Genomic DNA, 23224 nt, shown 5'->3' with positions numbered 1-23224 from the left:
TTTAATTAGTTGAAAATAGTTTAATTCTTTTATCGTTGATCGATGGATACAAATGCTTTGTTTTCAGGACCTGTATAATTGGCGCTTGGACGGATGATTTTACCATCCTGTCTCTGTTCCATGATATGTGCACTCCATCCTGTAACTCTTGAAATTACGAATAATGGCGTAAACATCAGCGTAGGTACTCCCATTAAGTGGTAGGATACCGCAGAGAACCAATCCAGATTAGGGAACATTTTCTTTTCTTCCCACATAATGGTTTCCAGTCTTTCAGCAATATTAAAAAGTAACATATCCCCCGCTTCTTCGGAAAGTTCTTTAGCTACTTTTTTGATCACTACATTTCTTGGGTCTGAAATGGTATATACCGGATGTCCGAATCCAATGATCACTTCTTTGTTGGCAATACGCTGCCTGATGTCGCTTTCTGCTTCGTCCGGAGAATGATAACGGCTCTGAATTTCAAAAGCCACTTCATTGGCACCCCCGTGTTTAGGTCCTCTTAATGCACCAATAGCTCCTGTAATGGCAGAATAAATATCGGAACCTGTACCTGCAATAACACGGCTTGTGAACGTAGAAGCGTTAAATTCATGTTCTGCATAGAGATTCAGAGAGATCTGCATTGCTTTTGTCCAGGAATCGGAAGGTTTTTTTCCATGCAGTAAATGAAGGAAATGGCCTCCGATAGTATCATCATCTGTCTCTACATCAATTTCTTTTCCGTTGTGGGTATAGTGGTACCAATACAAAAGGCCTGAGCTGAATGATGCCAGTAATTTATCGGCTATATCTCTGGCTCCCGCCATATTATGATCATCTTTTTCCGGCTGAATACTACCGATAGCAGATACCATTGACCGCATAACGTCCATTGGATGTGCAGCAGCAGGGATACTTTTTAAAATATTTCTTACAGAATGTGGCAGCCCTCTTAATGATTTTAATTTTGCCTTATAATTTTTCAGCTGTGCTTCGGTAGGCAGATGCCCATAGATCAGCAGGTAAGCTACTTCTTCAAACTGCGTTTTTTCTGCAAGGTCCAAAATATCATATCCTCTGTAGTGCAGGTCGTTTCCACTTTTTCCGACACTGCAAAGTGCTGTATTGCCGGCTGCTACTCCCGAAAGCGCGACACTTTTTTTAGGTTTGAAGGTAGGTTCATTATTTGTTGACATCAGTATTCTTTTTAAAAAGGTTATCTAATTTTTGTTCATAATCATGGTATCCAATACTTTGGTAGAGTTCTTCTCTGGTTTGCATGGTATCTATCACATTGGCCTGGGTACCCTCTTTACGGATATGTTCATAGACATTTTGAGCGGCTTTATTAGCTGCGCGGAAAGCAGAAAGCGGATAAAGAATCAACCCTACTCCCGCGGTCTTTAATTCTTCAACAGTATACATGCTGATCATTCCAAATTCTGTAATATTGGCCAATACAGGGACCCCTGTAGCATCTACAAATTTTTGATAGTAGCTCAGGTTCGGTACTGCTTCTGCAAAAATGAAATCGGCACCAGCCTCCTTATAGGCAATAGCTCTTTCCAGTGTTTTTTCTAATCCTTCATTGGCAAATGCATCCGTTCGTGCTCCGATAACAAAATTTTCGTCGGTACGGGCATCTGCGGCAGCTTTCAGCCTATCTGTCATTTCTTCTTTACTCACAATTTCTTTTCCGGGACGGTGGCCACAACGTTTGGCTCCTACCTGATCTTCAATATGTAAGGCTGCTGCTCCAGCTTTAATCAGAGATTTTACTGTTCTGGCTACGTTAAAAGCCGACGGACCAAATCCCGTATCAATATCCACCATAAGGGGGAGATCACAGATATTGGTGATGCGCTGAACATCTGTTAATACATCTTCCAGGGTAGTAATTCCCAGATCGGGAATTCCTAAAGAACCGGCGGCAACACCACCTCCCGAAAGATAAATTGCATTAAAACCTGCCTGCTGTGCCAATAATGCATGGTTGGCATTAATAGCTCCTACAATCTGGAGAGGTTTTTCTTTCTGCATAGCCTCGCGGAATCGTAACCCGGGAGACTGCATACTTTCATTCTTAATCATTTAATATCTATTGTTTTGTTAAAAATTTGTTTTGGTGTATGGGGTTGCTGATAAAAGCAATAGGAGTTATTGATGTATAGGAATACCTGATGATAACGGATAATGATGAACAGAAATTAAATCTGTGTTGAAAGTTTTTAGCAAAACCTTATTGATCCAAAGGAATGGACTGCTCTTTTCCATTATAAGCCAGTTACTGATTCTTACATAGCGATTATATGTTTGCATTCTTCAACTTTTTAAATGATAAAATCCTTTTAAAAAGCTCTTGCCAAACTTCACAATGCCTGATGGGAAATAAAAACTATGGAAAGGGAAATACGAATGAGCTTATAGACATAATGAAAAGGCACACGGCCACATTACAACTATCTCAAAAAAATAACTTACGAAAAAACAGCGCACAGTTATCTATATCGTATCATACCTGACTATAAGCTTCAGATCGCGAAAGCATCGTCAATTCGAAATAGGCAGGTCTCCTGACTTGTAACAGTTTTTATCATCCTTCCCATTTACCCAGGTAAACAGTGGACATATATTGATAAAAACCTTCATGTTACTTACAGTTGCGCGACAGTTCGTGATTTGCACACGATTCCCTTTTAATACACAGCTAAGTGTAACCAGTTTCGGTTGATAAAGAAGGTGTTAAGAACTCCTTGGTGGTAAATATAGCCATTTTATTGAAACAGCCGCATGGGGATTTGTTTTTTATTATGAAAAAGCTTTAAATCATTGAAAATATGAGGGATATTTTATCTTAATATTCTTTTTTTAAGGTTGAATCAGGACTGATTTCAGAGAAATTTATAATTTTTTTAACACTAAAATTATGTTGTAAATAGGAAGTATTTGATAAGCCTATGATTTTATTTCAAGACTAAGGTTAATTATGTGTTACATTAAAATTATTTTTTCAACGCTTTATACGGAATGATGTGAATATCATTTGTCCCAATAATTTTAAGAAAAGATATGATCCTGAAATTCAACAATAGGTCTCATATTTAAAAATCGACATTTCAAAGGTCTGAATATACGTTTGGATCACAAAATAGAAATATGATGTACATAAAATCAGTTTTTTTGTACTCAGATTCACATACGATGGCGAAGGAAAAACTAAGCTTTAAAAATAAACTGGTATTTATCTTTTTAGGATTGGGAACATTGTGTTTAGCGGGAGTTCCGGCTCTTTTCTTTGTAGATTTTCCCAATAAAGCATCCACCATCCTGATCCTGCTTATTACGGGGGAGGTTTTGTTTTTGCTTACAATAGCCTTAACAGGGAAAGGGTATTTGGAGAAAATAAAGGAATCAATGGGTGAACTCCTGTTGTTTCGGAAGAAAAAGAAATAGCTTGTGATAAAATAAGACAGAAATAATTTATTAGTAGAATTATTTCTGTCTTATCATGACGGCTATAAAGGTGAAATGTACACTTCTATTTTGGTGCCGTCATAATTAAAGGTTCCGTCTGAATTTCTTTTACCCAAGAAAACCCAGTCCATATCTACGGGAACAGACCATGCTGATCCTAATGAAAATCCGTTTACAGATCGGATTTCGTTACCGTTTCCTGTAGTGATGGCTGAATGAAACCAGGTTTTGTCGATAAGTCTGTAGAAACCAATTGCTTTTCCTGCCGGAATGGGGGCATAGCCATCCCACTTTTCTCCGTCCGGATATCTGAATACAGTGAGCCATTTTTGGCCAGCTGATTCAGCCAGCTGAGTGGGGCTTATCCGGGCGCCTCGCATATACAAAGCATATGCTACAACATCGTGGCATACTCCGGTATTATACTTTGAGATATTCTCTGCACCTGAGAGTACGGCATGGGCAACGGGCTCTCTTTCTGTTACAGACAACTGAGCTTTCCTTGCTCCTTCTGGGGTTACAAATGACATATTAATAATTTTGTTTGGTTATTGTAAAGGTAGGCCTTTTAAATTTAATGCTACTTAAGCGTTATTTTGAAGAAATTTATTCGGATTTTAATAAGCATCTGAGTACAGAGATTGGCATGATCATAAGATCGACCTATGGATGCATTTTATTTGATTATTAAAATTATCTTTTTTAATTTGGCTTACAAAATCAGCAACTTATGAAAAATAAGATAATATTCGTCATCATATTATTGTTTTCTCTTACGATATTCGGACAAAACAGCAAACCCGGAGATGAGTATGCTGAAGCCAGGGAAATTATAAAGGACCTGGATTCAATTGTCAGTCCCAATGGAATTCAGGAAAGATATAAAGTAAATATCGGGGGTGTTCAGCAATGGGTTTTTGTACGTGGTCAGCATAAAGATAATCCGGTGATACTCTTTGTACACGGTGGTCCGGCTTCACCTCTTTCGCCCGTTATGTGGATGTTTCAAAGACCTATTGAGGAGTATTTCACTGTTGTCAATTACGATCAGCGGGCTTCCGGCAAAACTTATCATGCCAATGATACCCTATCATTAAAAAACACCATTCATATCAGTCAATATGTAGATGATGCTATTGAACTGGCTGAATTAATCAAAGCAAAGTATAAAAAGAAGAAAGTATTGCTGATTGGTCACAGCTGGGGAACGATTATTTCTATGAGGGCGGCGTTGAAAAGACCGGATCTGTTTTATGCTTATGTAGGAATCGGACAGGTCATCAATACTAAAGACAATGAACGTTTGAGTGTTGATTTTGCCGTAAAGGAAGCTACCCGGTTAAAAAATGAAGAGGCTTTGAAAGAATTGGCATCTATAGCACCCTATCCGGGAACCACTCCTATTACCAGAAAAAGGATCATTATTGCACGGAAATGGCCCCAGTATTATGGTGGGCTTACAGCTTTCAGGAATAATTCCAGGTATTTCTTCCAGGCTCCGTTATTATCCCCGGAATATTCTTATCAGGATGCTGAGGCTATTGGTAAAGGCAGTGTATTTACCCTGGCAAAGGTGCTTCCTGAATTTCTGGATACTGACTTTAAGAATATTAAAACCTTCCCTATTCCGGTTTTTATGTTTATGGGAAGGCATGACTATACTACCCCTTCTGAGCCCACTGCGCAATGGTTGCAAAATGTAAAAGCTCCGTTTAAAAAAGGGATATGGTTTGAAAATTCTGCCCATCTGATCCCCATTGAGGAACCCGGAAAAACCTTAGTTACCTTACTAAACGATGTTAAACCTGTCTGTAAGTAAAATGTTAAGCTTCCAACTGAAAAAGTACCATAGTCGCATTGTGATAATGAGCGGGAAGCCCTTCGGTATCGGCTATTTTTTTTGGTCCTAATTGAGTAAATCCGCATCGTATGTAATAATCCGCCAACCTCTGGTTTCCTGCTGTGGTATCCATTCTGACATAGTGTTTCTCATTTTCCTTTGCGAATTTTGCAGACCACTCAACGATCTGTTCTACAAATTTTTGTCCTCTGAAATCAGGATGGGTGGCAATCCTGTGAATATAAACAGCAGGATCTGCATTTCTTTCTTCCCAAACCTGAGGATCATTAAATGTAATGCTCCAGACGCAGGCGATCTGTCCGTCTACTATAATTTTCCAATGGCGGTTTTCTTTAATTTCTGTTTCTATCATGCTTCGGTCAAACTCCGGCCATTGTACCCCGGATACTGTTTTCTTAAAATCGGAAGCCATTTTATAAAGAGCAAAAACTTCATCAATATCCTGTAGAAAGGTGTTCACTATCATTATTACGTTATTGTTCTTCAAAAATACCGAAAAAATAAACAGATTGATGTTTGTTATTGTTATTCAGAATGGGTATAAATTCCATTCTATTGCAGACTTCCGTTGGGAAAAGAAAATAAAAATACTATTTTTATCCTCCGATAAAAGAAAACATTCATTATGCCGACTGATGCTTCTCTCAAGCTGATTCCGATGACAACCTTTGTAATTGAATACTATTCGAATGAAGGTTATGCCGATCTTCAAATTTTAAATTTGATGAATAATTATGCCAATTTTCTAAGAAAGCCTCTCTATCTTGGAATGTTTGTTCCTGTAGATACGGAAGGAAATGTCCTGAAGGAGCCTAAAAATTATGCTTCATGGAAGTCTCTGGAACATAATGATGGAAAAAGAACCGATGCGGTAGGATTTGAAGAATACGCCGAATACCAGAATGCAGAGCAAAAATGTATGTTTGAAGGTTTTAAAGTGGATTATAACGGGTACTCAAAGGTGAGAATCGTGGCGTCATATGATCCTTCCATAGAATTATCTTTTAATAAAAACGAAATGATTCCCCTGGGTTACAATGATGTGGAATCCCTTACTGTCTTCGATGATATTTATTTAACCGCTCATGCTTTAAAAGTGATCGGGATAAAGGATAAGCGATAAATTCAATATCACCTGCAATATTCTTATAGCTTACACTTAATTTAGGTGTTTTCCGAACTATTTATTTTTTTTCCTGAATTCAGAGGGAGATAGCTGTTGGTACCCTTTGAATATTTTATTAAAATGGCTGGTATCATTAAACCCCAATTTATCAGCAATTTCATTGATATTGTACGGGCTTTGCAGGAGAAGTTTTTCTGCTGTTTTTATTTTGTACTGAATGATATGCTGCTGTATAGAAAATCCGGTTTGTTTTTTTACATAAATACTGATATAGTTGGAAGAAAGCATGAATTCTTTGGCCAGGTTCTCAATTTTCATTTTATCTGTATCCAGTACATTGACATTGATATAATATAGAATCTTTTCAATTCTGCTTAGATGCTGGGAAATCCATTTTTTATTGGTCGTGGTTTCCATCGTATTTCTAATCAGAATGGTTATAATGGCTGAAAAGATATCAATTACAATATCTTTATTGTATCTGCTTTGATGGCTGAATTCATAGAGAAGAATATGGGTCAGCTGTAACAGATGAACCCTGTCTGTTTTATTTTTAATAGCCGATTCGTAAACAAAAGACCGATCTTCCATAAGAAGCTGGATGACCTTTTTCAGCTCATTCTTTTTGTTTATCAACAGGGTTTCCCATATGTACTGCTCTGTAAACTTTATATAGATAAATTTTGTTTTAGTTTTGATAGAAAACTCATGTCCGTCACTGGGTCTGAGCAGGAAGACATCGCCTTTTTTATAGGGAAATACAATACCGTTCAGATGGTGAAATCCTTTTCCTTTTTCAATGATAATCAATTCATAGAAGTTGTGATTATGGTATTCAACATCCCATACTTCTTTTTCAATACTGAAAACATTAAAGGAATTGAAATTAACAATGCGTTTCATAAAGAATGGATTTTTACAAATTTACCATTAATTTTTACAATACATAATGCTGACATTCGAAGCAATTTTGCATAACAAAAAACATTCGAAATGAAATATTTAAGACAATCAGCGCTGATGCTTTTTTCTACAGTATTCCTGGTTTCCTGTTTCAATAATAAAGACAGAATCAAAGGGGAAATTAGTAGCCAAAATGAAACCCTAACCAAAGGAAAAAAGTATTGGCCCAATGGCGCTCAGCTGGTCATTTCCGTCTCTATGCAGTTTGAAACCGGCGGACAGCCTGAAGGTGCTGAAAGCCCTTTTAGCAGCACTCCTCTTCCTGCAGGCCAGCCAGATCTTCCAGCGGAAAGCTGGTACCGTTATGGAGGCAATGAAGGTATCTACCGTATGCTGGATCTTTGGAAAAAGTACAACATTAAAGTAACATCCCATATCGTGGGAACTGCTGCCGAAAAATATCCGGAGGTTGCCAAAGCCATTGCAAATGAAGGACATGAAGTAGCGGCTCATGGGTTCACCTGGGATAACCAGTGGAATAAAAGCTATGCCGATGAATTGTATTTTGTGAAAGAAGGTGTAGATGTTGTCCAAAAAATAACCGGCAAAAGAGCGGTAGGCTATAACAGCAACTGGCTGAGGAGAAGTCCGAATACCTTGAAAGTACTACAGGAACTCGGTTTTCTGTACCATATAGACGATGTAAGCCATGATGAGCCTTTCATTACTAAAGTTCAAGGGAAAAATTTTATGGTAATCCCCTATACGATCCGTAATAATGACATTGTGAATATTGAAGGAAAACATTGGAGCCCTGATCAGTTTCTGACGCAACTGAAATTTGAGTTTGACCGTCTCTATGAGGAAGGGGCTTCTAAAAGGAGAATGATGAGTATAAGTTTTCATGACAGAATTGGCGGAACACCTGCTATGATTCATGCTATGGAAGAATTTATCAAATACACTCAGAAGAAACAAGGGGTTGTCTTTATGAGAAAGGATGATATTGCCAAAATGGTGATGAATGATCCCAATACTCCTGTGGATAACAGTGAAGAGAAATATAATAAGTAAGGAGTCAGAGTGTCGGAAGAAAGAGACTCTTAAAGTGATGGATAGCTTACTATTATTTCCTTTACAGAAATTAAGAATCATGTGTAATGCTTTCATGATTTTTTGCCTTCTGCTTTCCCATCTTTAAAACAATACAACAAATAAAAAATAACAATAATGAGTAAAAAAACAGGATATTTTTTCCTTCGTATTTCAATGGGAATCAATTTTTTTGGACATGGGCTTGTGAGGCTTACCAAATTACAGGATTTTGCAGACGGAATGACTGCCGGTTTTGAGAAAAGCTGGCTGCCACAGGTATTGGTACACGCTTTTAGTATGGCACTACCCTTTCTCGAGTTTACAATTGGCCTGCTGCTTATGATAGGTTTCAAAACCCGTGTTGCCGCAATGAGTGGCGCGTCACTCATTGTGATGCTGCTTTTTGGATGCAGTACAGTTGAAAACTGGGAGGCCATGGGAATTCAAATGATCTATGCCGGGTTATTTTATATGCTGATCAGCAAAATAGAGGATGATAATCTTGCCGTGGACAGGAAGTGATACAATAGCTGAAGGTGAGGGAAATTTTCTCACCTTCAGCCGCCTTTCAGAGATTGCGTTACAAATTCCGATGATTGGGATACCTATTTTTGATCATAATGCCCGAATTTTGTATCAGAAATAAAGAGGGTCATCAATGGTACTCAACTGTTAATGATCAGCTTTCATACAAAACTCTGAAAATAAAATAGTATGCAAACAATATTAGGAGCCAATGGACAGATTGGACAGGAACTGGCAAAGGAACTGAAACGGAACTATACCTCCGATATCAGAATCGTCAGCAGAAAGGCCGTTAAAGTAAATGATACCGATACTGTATTTTCTGCAGACCTCACAGACAGGAATAAAGCAATAGAAGCGGTAAAAGGAAGTGACATTGCTTATTTTACCCTGGGACTTCCTATGGATACGGATCTATGGGAGGAACAGTTTACAATGATTCTTAGAAATGTAATTGATGCCTGTAAAATCAATGGAACCAAGTTGGTGTTTTTTGACAATACTTATATGTACCCTCAAAATAGCCAGGTCCTGACGGAGCAGACTGCTTTTGCTCCTGTAGGAAGAAAAGGAAGGGTAAGAAAAGAGATGACCGATATGCTTTTGAAGGAAATGGCAGCCGGAACTATAGAAGCGGTGATCTGCAGAGCACCTGAGTTTTATGGACCGGGAAAAACACAAAGTATTACCAACAGTCTTATTTTCAATGCCATTAAAGAAGATAAAAAACTGAAAGTGCCATTGAGAGATAATAAACTTCGAAGCCTGATCTGGACTCCTGATGCCAGCAGTGCTACCGCTTTAATAGGAAACACACCTGACGCTTTCGGTCAGACCTGGCACTTACCGGTAGATGATCATAAACTGACTTATCAACAATTCATTGCCTTGGTTTCTGAGATATATGGAAAAGAATTCCGCTATTCTGTCATTCCTAAAATGGCTTTCAGGATAGGCGCTCTTTTCAATAAAAATGCAAAAGAACTGCTGGAACTGCTTCCAAGGTATGAGTATGATAATCTGTTTGATGATTCTCAATTTAGAAAAAGATTTCCCGATTTTAAGGTAACGACCTACAGACAGGGAATTGAGCAAATCCGAAAAGAACAGCTGGCAGCAAAGTAAACCTTCCTCCGAAGGGGGTGGGAAGATCTCCAAAAATAAAATTTTGTACCTTTTCTAGGTAATTTATCAATACATTTAAAGTGGTAAAAGCAGAAAGCCAATGAAAGCACCTGAAAAAATAACCTCCATTACGACACTGCATCTTTATTTAAAGCTGGGGAGGCCATCCAATCCTTTGATCAGTGTTTTTGACTTTACTGAAGTTGCCGCTGACCCCAGTAGCCTTCGTACTGCTGTAACTACAGATTTTTATGTTGTGGCCATTAAGAATGATTGTGCAGGAAAATTTAAATATGGTCAGCAATATTATGATTTTCAGGATGGGATCATGTATTTTATTGCACCCCATCAGGTGATGCAGTTCGAAGATATTTTACTTTCCGAAGTCAAGGGCAGTGTATTGCTCGTTCATCCTGATTTTTTACAGGGATATCCTATAGCAGCTACGATAAAAGAATATGGCTATTTTTCCTATGCAGCCCATGAGGCTTTGCACCTTTCTGAAAGAGAAGAAAAGTCTGTTACGGATATCATTGATAATATCCGGAGGGAAACCGAAAATAATATGGATGTTTTTACTCAGGATTTATTAGTCTCCAATATTGACTTACTGCTGAAATACTGTGACCGCTTTTATAACCGCCAGTTTCTGACCAGAAAGAAAATGAATCATGATCTCTTGATTCAGCTTGAAGGTGTACTGGATGATTATTTTAAAAATAACCGATTAATTATCGATGGAATTCCTACAGTACAGTTTATTGCCTCAGAAATGAATATCAGTCCCAATTACTTAAGTGATATGCTTAGAGTTCATACAGGTCAGACTACGCAGCAGCACATTCAGAACAGGCTGATTGAAAGAGCTAAAGAATTACTGTCCACAACCATGATGACCGTGTCTGAGATTGCTTATCATTTAGGATTTGAACATCCGCAGTCTTTTCACCGTTTATTTAAAAACAGGACTGCAATCTCACCTCTTGAATTCAGGCAAACGTTTAATTAAGCTTCTCCCGATTATTATTGATTTCCAATATGGGTTGCTTTTTACCTCTCTTATTTGGCCTTTGAAGGAGGTGTCACTTCCACAAGCCTGTTGTTTTTGTAAATATAATTGACGGGTATACTTTCTCCTTCCTGAACATGAAATCCGGGTTCTATCATTCCCTCTACTACCCCATTTTTTATACTTTTGAAAAAGGTCTGTGTTTCTGCCAGATCGGCTCCCCTGTCGAAAGAATACTGATACTTGAGCTGACCGTCTTTATTGATAAAAACAGCATAATGGGCATCCCAGTTATTGCCGCCATCACGTCCTTCAATAGAAAAAGGCATAATAGCATCTTCTAAGTGGTCTCCATTCAGATCTCCTATAAGAATGGGGCGTTCCGAATCAAAAATAGAACCGGAAAGCTCATCTTTTAAGTTGAAATATAAATCCTTACCAAATTGTTCTGTCTGTGAAGCTTTTTTAAAAGCCATCAGTACTGCTGTTGTATCAATAACAGGAATTTTTTTACTCTTTGTAAGGCTATCATGCTCTTTAGTACTGCTTATGTGGGTCTTAATAGTATCATGAGGCTGAGTTTCCGGGATGGTTTTCTTTTCCGGTTTGCAGCTTAGAGTCATTGCCACAGACAGTAATGAAAAATATATTGTATTGAAATGCATGTTGTAAAAGTTTGATATTGAGGTAGGTGATCGTTGGTTAGTTTATTGTTAGGTATTTGTATGCTTACCTTTAGTCTTTATTTTCTTTGTCCAGTTCTTCCTGGAACTCAATTAAAGCCTTTGTGCTACCGGATTTTAAACTTCCGTTTTTTTCTCCTTCTTCCCACGTTTTAAAGGCTTTTTCCCTTAATCCCAATGTGAAATAATAGCTTCCCAATACGGTATATCCTTCCGGCTCTCCAAGATCTATAATTTTCTTTGATAGTGAGAGTAACTCAGGGTGAGGTTTTATTTTTTTTGAAGAAATCTTCGCAGGATCTGTTAAAAGACCAGGAGTATATTCCAACATTTTTAACCCAAAAAGATTCATACAAGCCTTTGCCAACCCTTTATTACATAGGTCTTCATTAATTTTTGAGGTTTTACCGGAAGCTAATGCTTCAAAATCAAGATCTGATCCGGTGGAACTCTTTGTTTTATCATAGTATTCGGCTAATAGCTGAGCTTTCTTTTTGGCATCTGCCGGATGGTGTCTATTATTGATTTCAGAACTGTCTTTTTTGGGAATCCAGACTCCTTGGTCTACCCAATTTGAGATTCCGGTCAGTTTTCCTTTTTTGATTTTAAAAATGAATATACTTTTATCAGGATAAATAATCAGACTGTCATTTCTTGTAAAATAATCCCCATAATCCATATCAGATATTAAGACTTTTCCATTGCCGTCAAAATTAAAACTATTATAAAGTGTTTTATCATTACTTGCCTTATAATAACCCTGTAAAGAGTTGTCTGCTTCCTGCGCTGATAAAATATATCCTGAGAAGGATAATATGGTTAAAAATAGCTTATTTTTCATCATTTTCTACTTCTTTAGTATTGAATAATTATTGCTTTACAAAGCTATTGAATAGAAAACGAATTTAATTAGTCAATTTCAGCTATTTTTATTCATTTAAACCAGCCATAAATATTTCAGTATATTTGTCTCAGTGGAAAAACGAATGACACTTAAACAAACCGGTTTATTGCATTATATAAAAATACTGAGTGTATTTTTAGTACTGTCTCATTTGTTTATTCTTAAAGCTGATTATAACCGTTTTTCTACGGCTGTATTAAAGACTTTTCATCATTTTAAAATAGATTCCGAGCAGGAATGTAACAGGATTTATCTTGAGCACAATACTAAAAGTCCGATGAAATGCAACAGCAATTACTGTAATAATTTTTCATCCTTTTTTACCACTTCATTTTCTTCTTTTACATTCAATTCATTATTGGGACGGGATATAAGAAACCGTTTCTTTTTATACAATGATCCGGCCTATTCATCCTTTTTTAATTCTATTTGGATCCCTCCTAAAATAAACTGTTAATTCTCATATAATCAACTGCTACACTATACTGTCTTATTCAACCTATGATAAGATGTATTGTGATATGTACTGGTAATGAGGCAACAATCTGTACTGTATGAAATAGGTAGGAGGCAGTATGGCTATCCTATTATTCAATTGTTAAATATTAAATACTATGACAAAGTCCTGGTTACGGGCTGGTCGTAGGTATGAATCAAAAAATGAAATAGAAAATATCATGAATACAATAAGATCAAAATTCGAAAAAAACACAAATACCATTTATATCATATGTCGTATATTAATTGGTCTGTTCTTCTTTATCGCAGGCTTTAATAAACTGTTCCACCCTATTTTTCAGGGATACATGTTCAATACCATTAGTGGTATCGGATTTCCCTTTCCTGGGTTTACGGCTCACTTTACTGCTTTTTGTGAGTGTATATTTGGGCTGTTTCTGATGCTTGGATTATGGACAAGAATAAGTGCTGCGGTCTTAATTATCATTATACTTGTCGCATTATTTACCCATGATCTGAATACAATTCCAAAAGAACTTATCCCTATTAAACCGGAGACCGGAATTTATGAAATGGATCCTTTTACCTGGCTGAGCTATTTTCTTTATCTTCCGCAAACCCTGTATTTAATGTTCCTGACCTTATTTCTGTTTCAGGGATGTACAGGATTTGGAATTGATAAAAAATAAGCTCCCCTTATGAATCATATTTAAACTAAAAAAGCTCCCAAAAGGAGCTTTTTTAATGTCTGTATTACATAAAAGATTTGATGATGGTGATAAGGCTCATGGCAATAACAACAACACCTACTACAGCAAACATTTTCTTAGTGGGTAATTTCGAGGTAAGCATCGCTGAAAACGGAGCGGTAAAAACACCTCCCAACAGTAACCCCAGTACAATATTCCAATGATGGATCCCAATGGTAAAAATAAAAGTGACGGCACTGGTAACCGTTAATAAAAACTTAGCAACAGTTGAACTGCCTACCACATACCGTGGAATTCTTCCTTCTTTTATTAATGTTCCGGTAACCAGAGGTCCCCAGCCGCCCCCTGCAAAAGAATCTATAAAGCCACCCACCAGTCCCAGTATTCTGAGATTCGTTCTCCGTTTTGTTCTGATCCGATTGGCTTTTTTGTTCTTAAAGGCATTTCTCAGGATATTAACTCCCAGATATAAAGTATAGCAAGCGATAATAGGTTTCACGATATGTGCATAATGTTCACCATAATGAGATAGAGTTAATGCTCCGATAATAGAACCTACGATGGCTAGCGGGAACAATACCCACACCATTTTTTTATTGACATTTCCTAATTTGTAATGGCTGAAGCCTCCGGCTGCTGTAGTAAAAGATTCTGCAGAATGAATACTTGCGCTCACTACGGGCGGTGGAACATTGAGCAAAAGCAATATAGTAGTACATATCACGCCATATCCCATTCCCATGGAGCCGGCAACTATTTCTGCCATAAAACCTGCAAAAAGCATCCAGTAAAAGATATGACCGTCTTTACTCAGAAAATTCTGAATATCCCCGGAAAGATTGAACTGATAAACCACAAGACCCAATATTCCAAAGAGCAGCAAAACTCCAATAATTGCCAGATAAATATTTGCTTTTCTCTGGGCTATTTTGGTAATATGGATTAATTTTTCAATTTCTACATTGGATGTTACCGGAGAGACCTTTCCGTCAGATAAGTATTGGGTAGTTATTTTATTGAGTTCTTTTACTTTATAATTAAAGTCTCCCTTTAGCTGGTTGCGTATATTCTGCATATTATCAAGAACATGATCCATTTCATCGGGAATAGTTTCTGTGAATGTTTCTCTTAACCTCTTGGCTATAGTTGGTGATTTTCCATTGGTTGAAATGGCAATTTTAAGGCTTCCTTTTTTCACAATAGAGCCTAAATAAAAGTCACACAGATCCGGTTTATCTGCAATATTAACCAAGACACTATTCTGATGGGCCTGTTCTTTGATCTGTTCCGCCAGTACGATATCATTTACAGCAACAATGGCCAGATCGGTGTTCTTAAAATCATTATTGTTGTAGGGTCTTTCATGCAAAGTTATATTAGGGTATTGATTTTGTAAAGCTCTGACTTCCGGTATGATTTCCTTAGCAACGAGTCTTATGGAAGTTTCAGGTGAATTTCCAAGTACAGATTCTAATTTTTCAAGAGAAATCCTGCCACCACCAATAATCAGTAATGACAAGTTTTCAAGCTTTAAGAATATGGGATATAGGGAGTTACTCATCTTGATTAAAGTTTTAGATCATAGGTGAAAGCGAGATAATACAATCCTCCGATTTCAGGTCCGGCGGCGTATTGAAAATAACGGCGGTTGAGCAGATTGGTAGCCCCTATTTTTATATTCGCATGGATCTCAGGAAGTTTCCATGTTGCCTGGGCATCTAGGGTATAATAAGACGGTATTTCTCCTGAAGCTAAAGGACTTTCCCACATAAAGCTGTTTTGCCATCTTGCAACCACTGTAAATCCGATATTCTTAACAATCTCCCTATTTCCAACACTTACATTAACCATCCATTTCGGGGTATTGAATGCCGTAATAAATAGGTCCGAATTATTGTTGGAAGCAAGGTCATTATAAGAGATATTGGCGTTGATATTATAATTTTTAACAACATTATACCGGACTCCTAAAGAAGTTCCATAGCTTTTATAGGTCGTATTACTGTTTGTATAGACTCTGTATCGGTCCTGTTTGCTACGGTCCAGCATAGCGAGAACAGCTGTATTACTTCCTACCTGGCTGTTTTTAGGAACGGCAACTTCTACCTGGCCAAGAAACCCTTCGTAGATGTTGTAATAGAAATCCCAGTCCAGTACTAGTTTATTATTAAAAAATACAGATTTATAGCCTACTTCAAATGAATTGATCTTTTCAGGCTGCAGTTTTTGCAGGTTGGCAACGGTCAAAAGCTGTTGACGATCCTGTGCCGCCTGACTTTGACTTTTTCCTCCGTCTACATCTGCATTTACAGCAGAAGTAAATCTGTCGATAGAAGCCAGTGTGTAAGAATTTTCCAGATAGCCTAATCCTTCATTTACTTTAGAAAGGCCTCCCACTCTTCGTACATTTCCGTTGTTGACGAAAGAAAGTGCCTCAAAAAGTGAAGGAAAACGGTATCCGTTTTGAAAAGAAGCCCTGAAATTATGTTCATTAACAGGGGAATAAACAATACTTATTCTCGGGTTCAGTTTGGATTCAAATTCTGGATTTCTGTCAATCCGTAACGCTGCATTCAGTTTTAATTTGTCATCAAAGAAAAGTTTGGTAATCTGAGCAAATACACCATACTTCTGATAGATAACATCTTTCCCGAATGTACCGTTAGCTAAAGGAATATTTCTTTCACTCACCGGTCTGTTGAAGTCTACAAAGTTGTTCCCATCCGGAGTTATACTGTATAATCGGTAATCTACACCGGCAAGAAGATTGAATATTTTCACAAAGCGGGTCAGATCATAGGTGAGCTCGCCCTGATAAAAACGTGATTTTTGTTCCAGCTTAGCACCACCGGTTGCAGGTGCTCCTACAATTCCGGCATTGGCAGAATCCCAGTTATTAATTCCGATAATGGTATTTTTTAACTGTTCAAAAGCTGTAGTTCCAGGGACTGCTCTATTTTTATCAGCTTCCAGACGGGCCAGAATAAACGCATTATTGAGGCTTTGCCCCGCATTGAGATTATTCTGAAGACTTGTCTGAAATATGTTTTTCCAGTTAGTATTCGAAAGATTGGTGAGATCCAGGTTGTCGGCTAACGGTTTCAGATTGTAGGAATCTCCGGTATTTTCAATGGAGACATAGGCTCTGAAAGTCAATTCTTTGCCTGTAAGTTCTATCTTATGATTTTGAACGGTGGCATTCTGTAGCCTGATTTTATTTCCTCTTTGAAATGTCCCGTCCAGTAATCCGTACCGATATACATAGGAAGCTCTCCACTGATCTCCAAAGCGGTAATACAGCCCTGCATCAAATTTTATATTTTTCACCTCCGGACTTACCAGGTCTTTTTCCAGATATCCTGTTCTGGAAACATTAAAAGTCGTAGGCTTTCCATTATAGTCAACCTTTACGGCAACTCTGTTATTTCTTTCGTCACCGTATTTATTCCAGAGATCTTCAGCAGGATTATTTGCCAAAGAAAAATGAGGATTGGCAGTGATCAGTGAATTGGGATTTTGATCCGTATGATTGTCTGAAATCCAATCTACCCCACTGAAGTAAGAAGCATTCACTTTAACAGCCCAGTTTTTATTGAAAACTTTTGCAAACCGAATGGCACTTTCTCCCAGAGAAGATATTTTATGACTGACATTGTCCACATGATTAACCCCACCACGAAAGTAAACACTTATTCCCTGGGAGGTAAAAGGATCTTTTGTCTGGAGGCTTGCCAACCCGTTAATGGCATTCATCCCATACAGGGCAGATGCCGCTCCCGGAGTCACTTCCATAGACTGAATGTCCAGTTCGGTGGGACCTATTGCATTTCCCAGGGGTACTCCCAGTGTTGCAGACTGTACATCTACGCCATCCACCAGCTGCATAAACCGGAAATTATTAGGTGAATTGAAGCCTCTGGAATTGGGGATCTTCAATGTGAGACTCGAGGTCAGCAATTGAAGTCCTTTCACATTTTCCAACGTTTCATAAAAGGAAGCTGCCGGGCTCTCTCTGATGGTTTTGATATCAATTTTTTCAATGGCTATCGGAGATCTTAATATTTTTTCAGGAAGCCTTGATGCTGAAATAACAACAGCATCAATAATGGTGTTCTGAGGATTAAGCCCGATGGTTATTTTATTGGAAGAAGAAAGAACTTCAACCGTTTGACTGCTAAAGCCGTCTTTATTAATCACCAATCGGAATGGGATGGTAACTCTTGTTCTTATCTTAAAATTACCCAGCTGATCCGTTAGTGCTGTGTCTTCCGTATTTTCTATCTGTACTTTTACAGAATCAATACCTTTTTTTGTACCGGTATTTTTGATCATTCCGCTTAATTCAATAAGCTGCTGCTGTGCTTCTGCCAGGTTAAAAAATAGAAATGTAAAGGCAATAATACCTGCTTTTGGCAGAAAGGTTCCTTGTTTTTTGTTTTTCATTTTTCTTCATTTTTTAGGTTGAGAATGAAGCTGTCTGAACTTTTTTAATAAAACACCATATTTTTTTACCACAAAACCTTAAACACTTTAGTTATTTTCAAGTGAAAATCTTGGTGTATAAGAAGTACACTTATTTTCTTGAAAAACTCAGACTTCCCTAAGTATTCCAATTTAGGTACGGTATATTTCCCTCCTACGAAGGGGTGACAAACCAGAGGTCTGACGGGGTGGTTGACTACATTATAAAAGTTTAAAAACAGCCTGATTAGTATTGTGATTTGAAAATCAACAACACATACACATTCGTTCGCCTAAAAGAAGAAATTGTTGGTTTAGTTTTTTCCGGTCATAAAAAAGGCTAGTCATATTTTCAATTTTAGTTTTTTTAATAAAGAATGCTTGAGCCTAAGGGGCTTTCAGCCACAAAAGAGACAAAAGATTATATATAAACATTTGAGTTCACTTAAGTACGTGTACAATAATGCCTTGTAAAAGGTCCACTAAGTCTTCTGAAAATCTCTCATTTTCCTGAATATTCCCATTTAGCTACGGTATATTCCCCTCCTCCGGAGGGGTGGCAAATCAAAGATTTGACGGGATGGTTGACAACAGTATAATTTGTGGTTTCGAATAAGATGCATACTATTATTTTCAATGTAAAGTTTGTAAGTAACGGTACGAAAAATCACCAAATGTTTCTTCTGTATGTCTTTTGTTTACATAGATCCCGAAAAGTTCATCCAAAGTGGTAAGAATCTCTTCTTCGCCAATATTTTCTTTAAATTTTGTATTAAGGCGCATTCCCAATCTATCCCCTCCAATATGAAGATTATATTTACCATAAGCAGTCCCTACAAATCCGATTTCCGCATTAGGAGATCTTCCACAGCCATTGGGGCATCCCGTCATACGGATGGTGATGTCTTCCTTCAAAAGTCCATGTCTTTCAAGGATAGGCTCTATTTTAGTTACTAAAGAAGGCAGATAACGCTGTGCTTCCGCTAAGGCCAGTGAACAGGTATTTAAGGCTACGCAGGCAACAGAATTTTTACGAAGGGCACTTGCCTGATCGGTATAATCTGAAATCCCATATTCTTGAAGAAGGCTTTCAATTTCAATTTTATCCTCCTCATTGATGTCAGCAAGAATAAGGTTTTGGTTACAGCTGAAACGGAAATTAAGTTTCCCGGTTTGGGCTATTTTTAATAACCCTGACTTTAAAGGATATTCCTGGGTATCTAAAACGCGGCCATGTTCTACAAACAAAGTATAAAACCATTTCCCTTCATGATTTTGAATCCAGCCGTAGCGGTCTTTTCTCTGTTCAAACTTAAATTCTCTGGCTGGCTCAAAGCTAAATCCTGTTCTTTTCTCAACTTCGGACCTGTACTGGTCAATTCCAAGTTTATCAATTGTATATTTTAATCTTGACAATTTTCTGTCGCTTCTGTTTCCGAAGTCTCTTTGTACTGTGATAATTTCATAGACCGCCTGCAGTACTTTTTCCTCAGTATCTACAAAACCAAGAACAGAAGCAAGACGGGCATAGGTAGCTTCGTTTCCGTGAGTAGCCCCCAATCCTCCTCCGGCAGCAATATTATAGCCAACAATTGTATTGTTCTCAATAATGGCAATCAAGGCGATATCATTGATGAAAACATCCACATCATTATTCGGAGGAACTGCAATTCCTATTTTCAGTTTTCTGGGAAGATATCTATCCTGATACAGTGGATCTTCTTCAGCTTTTCGATCTACAATAAGCTCATCATCAATCCAGATATCATAATAAGACTGAGTCTTCGGAAGGCACATTTCACTGATCTTGCCGGCTAGCTCATAAGCCTCCTGGTGTAGCGGTGATTCAGAAGGATTGGCGGTACACGTTACATTCCTGTTGACATCTCCGCAGGCTGCGATAGAATCAAGATGCTGCAGATTGAAACTCTGAATGGTTGGTTTCAAATGTGACTTTAAAATACCATGCAGCTGGATGGTCTGCCTTGTTGTAATTTTTATGGTTCCGGTAGAATGATCTTCTGCTGTTTCATTCAATCCTATCCATTGATCTGAAGTTAAAAATCCCCCGGGAAGTCTTAATCTTATCATATAAGAATACAGCCATTCCAGTTTTTTAGAAACCCTCTCTTCCCTTCTGTCTCTGTCATCCTGCTGATACATACCATGAAACTTGATCAGGGTCTGATCATCTTCTCTGATGGCGCCTGTAAAGTCATCGGAAAGGCTTTCCTTTAATGTTCCCCTAAGGCCGTTACTCCCGGTTTTAATTCTTTCTACCGGTGAAAGGTTATCTTTATTGCTCATAATTGTTTCTTTTAATTGTCCATCACAGTTTAATAAACATCCTTGGCATATCTGCCACTCAGTTCCATGTCTTCCAGATAATGAATAGCCTGTTCTTTACTTCGTTTTCCCTCACGCTGAATGATATTGAGGAGTGTTTCTTGCACATCTCTACTCATAGGTTCTTTAGCGCCACATACATACACAGAGGCACCGCCCTCAAGCCAATGGAAAACCTCCTGGGCTTTTTGCTCCAATTTGTGCTGTACATAGATTTTTTCGGCTGTATCCCGGGAAAAAGCAAGGTCTAAATGAGTGAGGCTGCCTGTTTTCAGGAAGTCCTGAAGTTCAGACTGATAAATGAAGTCTGATACAAAATTGCGGTCTCCGAAAAAGAGCCAGTTTCTACCTTCTGCACCTATAGCATCCCGTTCCCAAAGGAATGATCTGAAAGGAGCAATGCCGGTTCCGGGGCCAATCATGATAATATCTTTATCGGCGTCAGGTAATCTGAAATGGCCGGCATCCTGAATATAGAAATCTACAATCTCCCCTTCAGTAAACCCACTTAGAAACCCACTGCACAAACCGCTGTGCTTCTGATGGTCAACAAAGAATTCCGATTTGGCAACGGTGATATGAATTTCATTTTCACCATGAGCCTCCAAAGAAGAAGATATGGAATACAGACGCGGCGCCTGACCTGTTAAGATCTGAATGATTTCTTCAAATTCTTCAGCTGTTTTCACAGGATAAATTCTCAAAAGATCAAGAAGACTTAAACGTACTTCAGGAATAGAATGCCCTGTGATCTTTGCATATTGGCTGACTACATTTTTTAAGAGATAGCTGATATTAAGGTGTTTGCTGAGGAGTTCTTCTACACTGTCCGTTACTTTTGCGGTTTCAATGTTCTTTTTAGGATCAATCCCTGTGAGGCTGATAATTTCCTCAACCACTGATTTTGAATTGAAAGGGATAATACCCAGTGCCGCACCCGGCTGATATACAAGCGGTTCATCTGTTTCTATCTCAATATGATAGGTTTCTTTTTTAGAAGTAATATCATTCAGATTGATCAGAGAAGAAACCGTTCCCCGGTATTTCTTTCTTCCTGCTGATATTTTGGGAGCAGAGCTGTTCTTTGACAGGTTATCGGAAGTTTTATTCACGGTTTCAAATACCTGTTCTATCCAATGGGCGGCTTCCTGCTCATAGTCTATATCGCATCTTTTCAAGGGAATAATACGTTGCCCTCCTAATATTTCAAAACGGTAATCTACCTCTTCGCCAGTTTTGCAAAACTGAGGATAACTGCTGTCACCCAGAGCTAAAACCCCAAATTTCAGATCGGTGAGATTGATTTCATTCTCATGGATATAATCGTAAAATTTCTTTGCAAGAAGAGGCGGTTCTCCTTCTCCCTGTGTACTGATGATAACAAAGAAAAATTCTTCTTTACCCAGATCTTTTGGTTTATACTGGGAAAGGTCTGCCAGTTTAACCTGAATTCCCTTTTTCTTGATAATTCCCGCTAAACCGGTCGCCAGCTTTTTACTGTTTCCGGTTTCCGTACCATACGCTAAGGTTATCTTTTTTACAGTATTCTGATGGTTAACTTCAGTTGATAAAGGTGGTAAGGTAGCCGTGAGTGAAGATCCACCGGCAATACCTGCCAAATAGCCACTTGCCCAGATGGCTTCATCTCTGGAAAAATCACCGGAGATCTTTTTAAGGACGTTCAGTTTAGTTTCAGACAGCATATTCAAAGAAATTTTGAGTTTTTGATATAAGACTTCCGTTTTCCACCGATTTAAAATATAAACCTTCCTGTTCTGCATTTTCCAACCATGAGAATTCTTCATGAAGATGTACTATTTTACCAATGATCACCAGCGAAGGTGAAGCAAAATTTTTATTTCCAAAAGTTTCATTAAAATCATCAAATGAAGAGGTATACACTTTTTGATAAGGTGTAGTAGCCTGCTCGATAACCGCTATTTTTTTGTCTTTAGAAATTTCAAGCTGTTTCAGCTTTTCTACAAGATCTGTAAGATTTCCTTTAGACATATAAAAAACAAGGGTATCATTGGTAGCAGCCAATTCTTTCCAATATTCTTCAGTAAGAATTTCAGATTTATAATAGGTCAGAAATCGGACAGATGTTGAATATCCTCTTGCTGTCAGAGGCATCCCTGCAAATGCTGCTGCTCCTAAAGCGGCTGTAATTCCAGGGATGATCTCATAGGGAATATGGTGTTTTTTTAAAACCTGCAGTTCATCCAGAATATTGGAGAATATGGATACATCTCCTCCTTTAAGCCTTACAACTGTTTTATTCTGAAGAGCATAATCAACCATCAGGGTATTGATATGAGTCTGAGGAGTAGATGCATTTTTACTACATTCTTTGCCTACGTAGATGACTTCTGTATTTTCATTGACGTAAGTTTCCAGGATCTCGGGACTTACAAGACGGTCGCATAAAATGACATCCGCCTTGGCAATGGCTTTTACGGCTTTTACGGTAATCAGTTCAGGGTTGCCGGGCCCTGCACCGATAAGGTAAACCTTTGGTGATTTTATAATTGTTTTCATTGAAAGTCGGTGTTAGTTGG

Annotated in this window: 21 protein-coding genes and 1 riboswitch; of the genes, 8 read left to right on the top strand and 13 right to left on the bottom strand. The window is 38.0% G+C overall.

Annotation, left to right across the window (positions count from 1 at the left end; all coding sequences use genetic code 11):
• Positions 1–29 precede the first annotated feature (29 nt).
• From prpC to JML65_RS23840, 3 genes are all read right to left on the bottom strand, one after another.
• Complete coding sequence (gene prpC, locus JML65_RS09365; protein ID WP_047493685.1) at positions 30–1181, bottom strand: 2-methylcitrate synthase; 1152 nt, start codon at positions 1179–1181, stop codon at positions 30–32.
• Positions 1168–2076 (bottom strand): methylisocitrate lyase, encoded by a 909-nt coding sequence (prpB, locus tag JML65_RS09360; protein WP_237390822.1) that lies wholly within the window; start codon positions 2074–2076, stop codon positions 1168–1170. The genes prpC and prpB overlap by 14 nt, the downstream gene beginning before the upstream one ends.
• A gap of 66 nt (positions 2077–2142) precedes the next feature.
• Positions 2143–2304, bottom strand: coding sequence for a hypothetical protein (locus JML65_RS23840; RefSeq protein WP_237390821.1), 162 nt, complete (start codon positions 2302–2304; stop codon positions 2143–2145).
• 226 nt (positions 2305–2530) lie between these two features.
• Positions 2531–2722: riboswitch (cobalamin riboswitch) on the bottom strand.
• A gap of 443 nt (positions 2723–3165) precedes the next feature.
• Between JML65_RS23840 and JML65_RS09355 the strand changes: the two genes are divergently transcribed.
• A complete protein-coding gene (locus JML65_RS09355; protein ID WP_202270636.1) occupies positions 3166–3438 on the top strand; it encodes a transporter suffix domain-containing protein in 273 nt (90 codons plus the stop codon).
• Between the two features lie 62 nt (positions 3439–3500).
• On the opposite strand, the gene JML65_RS09350 is transcribed toward JML65_RS09355, so the two are convergent.
• The gene (locus tag JML65_RS09350) at positions 3501–3989 is read right to left on the bottom strand and encodes a hypothetical protein (protein WP_047493676.1); all 489 of its coding nucleotides are present in this window, start codon (positions 3987–3989) and stop codon (positions 3501–3503) included.
• Between the two features lie 200 nt (positions 3990–4189).
• Between JML65_RS09350 and JML65_RS09345 the strand changes: the two genes are divergently transcribed.
• Positions 4190–5278 (top strand): alpha/beta hydrolase, encoded by a 1089-nt coding sequence (locus tag JML65_RS09345; RefSeq protein WP_084084187.1) that lies wholly within the window; start codon positions 4190–4192, stop codon positions 5276–5278.
• Between the two features lie 4 nt (positions 5279–5282).
• On the opposite strand, the gene JML65_RS09340 is transcribed toward JML65_RS09345, so the two are convergent.
• Entirely contained in the window at positions 5283–5786 is a 504-nt protein-coding gene (locus JML65_RS09340; protein WP_202270635.1) for a GNAT family N-acetyltransferase, read from the bottom strand.
• Positions 5787–5945: 159 nt separating this feature from the next.
• Here JML65_RS09340 and JML65_RS09335 point away from each other — a divergent pair, with 159 nt between their 5' ends.
• Entirely contained in the window at positions 5946–6443 is a 498-nt protein-coding gene (locus tag JML65_RS09335) for a hypothetical protein (protein WP_202270634.1), read from the top strand.
• A gap of 57 nt (positions 6444–6500) precedes the next feature.
• Here the strand turns inward: JML65_RS09335 and JML65_RS09330 are convergent, their stop codons facing one another.
• Positions 6501–7349, bottom strand: coding sequence for an AraC family transcriptional regulator (locus JML65_RS09330; RefSeq protein ID WP_202270633.1), 849 nt, complete (start codon positions 7347–7349; stop codon positions 6501–6503).
• 90 nt (positions 7350–7439) lie between these two features.
• On the opposite strand from JML65_RS09330, the gene JML65_RS09325 reads away from it, so the two are divergent.
• The 4 genes from JML65_RS09325 (at position 7440) to JML65_RS09310 (ending at position 11103) form a co-directional block, all read left to right on the top strand.
• Positions 7440–8423 (top strand): polysaccharide deacetylase family protein, encoded by a 984-nt coding sequence (locus JML65_RS09325; RefSeq protein WP_202270632.1) that lies wholly within the window; start codon positions 7440–7442, stop codon positions 8421–8423.
• A gap of 156 nt (positions 8424–8579) precedes the next feature.
• Positions 8580–8966, top strand: a complete 387-nt coding sequence (locus tag JML65_RS09320) for a DoxX family protein (RefSeq protein WP_202270631.1) — start codon at positions 8580–8582, stop codon at positions 8964–8966.
• A 192-nt stretch (positions 8967–9158) separates the two neighbouring features.
• Positions 9159–10094, top strand: a complete 936-nt coding sequence (locus JML65_RS09315) for an NAD-dependent epimerase/dehydratase family protein (RefSeq protein WP_202270630.1) — start codon at positions 9159–9161, stop codon at positions 10092–10094.
• A 100-nt stretch (positions 10095–10194) separates the two neighbouring features.
• The gene (locus JML65_RS09310) at positions 10195–11103 is read left to right on the top strand and encodes a helix-turn-helix domain-containing protein (RefSeq protein ID WP_084084194.1); all 909 of its coding nucleotides are present in this window, start codon (positions 10195–10197) and stop codon (positions 11101–11103) included.
• Positions 11104–11153: 50 nt separating this feature from the next.
• Here the strand turns inward: JML65_RS09310 and JML65_RS09305 are convergent, their stop codons facing one another.
• Together JML65_RS09305 and JML65_RS09300 are read right to left on the bottom strand one after the other, a co-directional pair.
• Complete coding sequence (locus JML65_RS09305) at positions 11154–11768, bottom strand: hypothetical protein (RefSeq protein WP_202270629.1); 615 nt, start codon at positions 11766–11768, stop codon at positions 11154–11156.
• A gap of 70 nt (positions 11769–11838) precedes the next feature.
• Complete coding sequence (locus JML65_RS09300; RefSeq protein WP_237390820.1) at positions 11839–12630, bottom strand: hypothetical protein; 792 nt, start codon at positions 12628–12630, stop codon at positions 11839–11841.
• A gap of 737 nt (positions 12631–13367) precedes the next feature.
• On the opposite strand from JML65_RS09300, the gene JML65_RS09295 reads away from it, so the two are divergent.
• On the top strand, positions 13368–13838 hold the full coding sequence (locus tag JML65_RS09295) for a DoxX family protein (protein WP_052188738.1): 471 nt from the start codon (positions 13368–13370) through the stop codon (positions 13836–13838).
• A gap of 64 nt (positions 13839–13902) precedes the next feature.
• Here the strand turns inward: JML65_RS09295 and JML65_RS09290 are convergent, their stop codons facing one another.
• The 5 genes from JML65_RS09290 to cobA form a co-directional block, all read right to left on the bottom strand.
• Complete coding sequence (locus JML65_RS09290) at positions 13903–15420, bottom strand: TSUP family transporter (RefSeq protein WP_202270628.1); 1518 nt, start codon at positions 15418–15420, stop codon at positions 13903–13905.
• Positions 15421–15425: 5 nt separating this feature from the next.
• The gene (locus JML65_RS09285) at positions 15426–18302 is read right to left on the bottom strand and encodes a TonB-dependent receptor (RefSeq protein WP_202270627.1); all 2877 of its coding nucleotides are present in this window, start codon (positions 18300–18302) and stop codon (positions 15426–15428) included.
• A 651-nt stretch (positions 18303–18953) separates the two neighbouring features.
• Complete coding sequence (locus JML65_RS09280; protein WP_202270626.1) at positions 18954–20627, bottom strand: NADPH-dependent assimilatory sulfite reductase hemoprotein subunit; 1674 nt, start codon at positions 20625–20627, stop codon at positions 18954–18956.
• Between the two features lie 29 nt (positions 20628–20656).
• Positions 20657–22369: a sulfite reductase flavoprotein subunit alpha gene (locus tag JML65_RS09275; RefSeq protein WP_202270625.1), complete on the bottom strand. Its 1713-nt coding sequence runs from the start codon at positions 22367–22369 to the stop codon at positions 20657–20659.
• The gene (gene cobA / locus JML65_RS09270; protein WP_202270624.1) at positions 22359–23204 is read right to left on the bottom strand and encodes a uroporphyrinogen-III C-methyltransferase; all 846 of its coding nucleotides are present in this window, start codon (positions 23202–23204) and stop codon (positions 22359–22361) included. Before cobA ends, JML65_RS09275 begins: the two co-directional genes overlap by 11 nt.
• Positions 23205–23224: the final 20 nt, after the last annotated feature.

It is taken from the genome of Chryseobacterium sp. KMC2 (assembly GCF_016756935.1).
Classification (GTDB): Bacteria; Bacteroidota; Bacteroidia; order Flavobacteriales; family Weeksellaceae; genus Chryseobacterium; species Chryseobacterium rhizosphaerae.
The sequence above is the reverse complement of the archived record's forward strand: the minus strand, read 5'-3'. Positions and strand labels throughout refer to the sequence as shown.